We start from the raw sequence: 3902 nt of genomic DNA on the forward strand, positions 1-3902 counted from the left end.
GCCGCCAGCGGCGCGACCCAGCCCGGGAAGCTCGCGACGACGTTCGGGGCCAGGTTCACGCCCATGTCCGCCCAGGTGCGCGGGCTGAGCGAATCGCCGCGGCGCACAACCAGCGGACCCACCGTCGTGTTGAAGAATTTCGCGATGGCGCCGTCCGGGCCGAAGACCTGGCCGATCTCCGCATTGCTCGCCTCGGCCTTGGACTCCGTCGAGAACGGATACTTCGTCGCCAGGTCGCGGTTGAACGGCTGGACGACCTGCGCCGCCCACACCTTGTTGATCTCGGCTTCCGCCGGCTGCACGATCACGGCGAACGTCTGCATCAGCGGGCGCACGAGCACGGGGCGCAGCGCCTGGCGCTGGGCGTCCGTCATCCCGACCAGCATCTGCTCGTCCACGTATTTCAGCGCGTCGGCCAGTTCGGAACCGCTGCCGTCCAGCGTCTGCTGCATCAGCTGCTTGGCGCCGGGGCCGGGGTCGCCCTGGTTCTTGATCTGGTTGAAGCGGGCGCGCAGCTTCGACAGGTTGTCGACGTAGCCGCGCATCAGCGACGCGTCCTTGTCGCGCGCGATCACCAGGCGGGCCACGCCGGCGAATTCGCGGCCGACGGGGCCCAGCGCGGGCGCATTGGCAGGCTGTGTGCCTGGCGCCGGCAGGCTGACGTTCACGATGGCCGGCTTCTGGCGCAGGATCGTCTCGCGGAACCAGCCCGTCAGGCCGCTCTGCGCGCGCTGCAGCGTAGCGCCTGCCAGGGTCGGGTTGTCCCACGACGTCTGTTCGTACACGGTCGACACGAGCTTGTTGATGGGCGAATTCTGCGGATCGCCCAGGCGGTTCATCGCGGCGGCGGCGCCGTCGAAGCCTTCCAGATCCTTCACCGTCACACCCTGCATGAACTTCTGCCATTCGCGCGCGTATTCCGCCTTGTACAGGTCAACGAGCGATTTCTGGATCTGTTCCGGGCTGCCTTCCAGCGTGAGGTCGTCGCGCGCGGCGGTTTTCAGCACCCAGTCGGCGCTCTGCAGCTCGCGGTTGGCGGCGTCGCGGAACGCCTGCTGCACGAAGCCTTCCCACGCCTGGCGCGTGAAGGCGCCCGAGATGGCGTAGCTGCCGAGGACGAGGTCCTTGTCCTGGTCGCCGACGATGCGCGCCACCGTGATCGACGGATAGCGCGTGGCGGCGCGCGCCTTCACGTCCGCGTACACGCGCTCCCTCGCCGGCATGCCGCGCACGACCTTGCGCAGGCTGTCGCGGGTCTGGTCGACGAGCGCGAGGCGCGTGTCGATGACGGGCCACGACGGGTCGTTCACCTGCGCGAGGTAGAACGAGATCATGCGTTCGGCGCTGCGGATCATCTGCTCGCGCGGCATCGCGCCGCGGTTCGATTCCAGCCAGTTGCGCCAGAAGCGCGTCAGCTGGTCGTTCAGGTGGGCGCTCTCGGCGCGCGATTTATCGCCCAGCATCAGGTACGTCTTCAGCGCGTTGTACGCGTCTTCGGTGTCCGCAGGCGACGCATCCTTGAACTGCTGCGGCGCGTCGGCGGCGGGCGCGGTGGTGCCGGCGGGCTTGTTCAGCGGCTGCAGCTGGCCCGCGTTGCCGTTCACGTCGGCGAGGTACGATTCCAGCGATTGCCCGACGGGCTTCAGCATCAGTTCGCGCACGCCGGCGAAGTACTCTTCCTTCAGTTTCCGGTTCAGCAGGTTGCCCTGGTACAGGCCGAGGCTGAGGCTCAGCGGGCGGTGTTCGGCATAGCGGTCGAGCTGTTCGATGCGGTCCTGCAGGATCTCGAGCGCCTGGAAGCGCGACTGCAGGTCGAGGCTCTTGCTCTGCACGCGGATGGCCTGGTCCAGGTCGGCCTGGACGTTGGCGACGAGCTGGCGGTTGTTCATGTACGACCAGCTCCAGCCTCCGAGCGCGAGCCCGACGATGGCCGTCGCGGCGAAGAACGCGGCATAGCGCAGGCGCGTCTTGGCGGGGCTGGCGTATTGCGCGACGAGGTCCTTGTCGGCGAAGATCACCTTGCGGAACAGGTTCAACAGGAAGTAACCCTGCTGCTGGTGCTGGTCTTCGTGCGCGGGCGGCGCGAGGCGCAGGTCGAAGCGCTGCGCGACGCGGGCCGACGACGTCGACACCGTCTCGCCTTCCTGCAGCGCGCTCGTGAAGTAGAAGCCGCGGAACACGGGCTTGAACTGGAACGGATTGTCCTCGAACAGCGTGGCGACGAACGCGCGCAGCGCGGGCTTGATCGACGCGAATTCGAGCGGGAACGTGAACACGCCGGACGGCATGCTCTCGCGCCGCTGCAGCGCCATGTTCGCGAGGCTCAGTTCCTTCAGGCCGTCGTACAACTCGTCGAAGCGGGCGTCGAACTGGTCGAGCAGGCGTTCGCTCGTCACGTGCTGGTCGTAGGGCAGCGTCGCGCCCCACACTTTTTCGCGCTCGGCGCGCTCGCTGTCCTGGAAGAATTCGTTGAAGCCGTCGATCAGGTCGGCCTTCGTGAACACGACGTAGACGGGGGCGTGCACCTCCAGGCGTTCCGTCAGTTCCTGCACGCGCTGGCGCAGGTTCTTGGCCAGGTTGATCGCGAACTCGGGACGGTTGCGCGTGAGTTCCGCGATGCTGACGGCGATGATCACGCCGTTGATCGGCGCCTTGCGGCGGTGCTTCTTGAGCAGGTCGAGGAAGCCGAACCACTCGGCGCGGTCCTGGTCGACGACGGAGTAGCGCCCGGCCGTGTCGAGCAGGATGCCTTCGGTCGTGAAGAACCAGTCGCAGTTGCGCGTGCCGCCCACGCCCTGCACGATCTTGCTGTCGGCGAAGGGGAATTGCAGGCCCGAGCTGGCGATCGCCGTGCTCTTGCCGGCCGCCGGGTTCCCGATGATCATGTACCACGGCAGTTCGTACAGCGCGGCGCTGCCGGACAACTGGCCCAGCTTGGAGCCCTTTATCGTCGCGATGGCGTCCAGCAGGCGCTTGCGGATCACTTCCGTCTCCTGGCGCTGCGTGGCGTCGGGGACGGGTCGATGTTGGTCCTGGTTGGCCTGTTGTTCGAGCATGTCGCCGATCTGTCCGGCCTTTCTCGCATGGCGCCAGCGGCGGAACAGCCAGACGGTGGCGCCGACCGCGAGTGCGATGCCGAGCACGATCCACGGCAGCGAGGCAGGCCATTGCAGCAGCCGCGCGGCCAGGAACAGCAGCGCGGCGAAGGCCACCCAGCCGATGACGGCGAGGCTGGTGCGGGTGGTCAGGAAATCCCAGATTTTTTGCATGATTACGAGAGTGTGATTAATGCTTCATGACCCCGGGCAGGCGCAGTTCCGTGTGCCCGAAGTCCATCATTTTCCAGCGTCCGCCCCACGTGAGGCCGACGGATTCGGCCACCTGGCCGTACAACTGGTAGCCGCGCATCGCCCACGGATTCTTTTCCGAGATCACGAGCTTGCCGTCGCGGACGAACGCGCAATCGGCGGCGAGGCCGTACTGGTGCCAGCTTTGCCACGAGCGCGCGTTCGTGACGCCCTGTCCCAGCGCGGCCAGCGCATCCTGGCGCGCGGGACTGCGGTAGCCTTCCAGGATCGCCATCTCGTAGCCATGGCGCTCCTTCATGATCCGGAAGACGGTCAGCAGGCGCTGCGTGTAGTCCGCGTTCAGCATGGCCCAGTCGCGGCTGGCCGAGGCGAGCAGCGGCCGTTCCTGCGCCACTTCGGCCGTCGTGAACACGAGCGGCGGCAGCGGGGGCGGCGGCACGAGCTGCTCGCCCTGCAGCAGGTCGGCCACCTGCGTGTTCACGGCGCGCTCCGTCGACTCGTAGCCGCTCAGCATGGGCCGTTCCGCGAGCAGCAGGGCGGCCAGCGGCGGACAGCCTGGCCGGCTTCGTGCGGCGCCACTGGATCGCATGCGCG

General features: G+C 67.5%; 2 protein-coding genes. Both read right to left on the bottom strand.

Annotated features, from left to right (window positions below; translation table 11 throughout):
* Positions 1-3269, bottom strand: a 3269-nt coding sequence (gene tssM, locus ACEN88_RS26250; protein WP_413344395.1) for a type VI secretion system membrane subunit TssM, incomplete at its 3' end; no start/stop codon positions are given.
* A gap of 16 nt (positions 3270-3285) precedes the next feature.
* Positions 3286-3902: M15 family metallopeptidase (locus ACEN88_RS26255; RefSeq protein WP_413344396.1), on the bottom strand; the 617-nt coding region annotated here is incomplete at its 5' end.

The sequence above is a fragment of the Massilia sp. CT11-108 genome (assembly GCF_047302915.1).
Classification (GTDB): Bacteria; Pseudomonadota; Gammaproteobacteria; order Burkholderiales; family Burkholderiaceae_D; genus Telluria; species Telluria orientalis.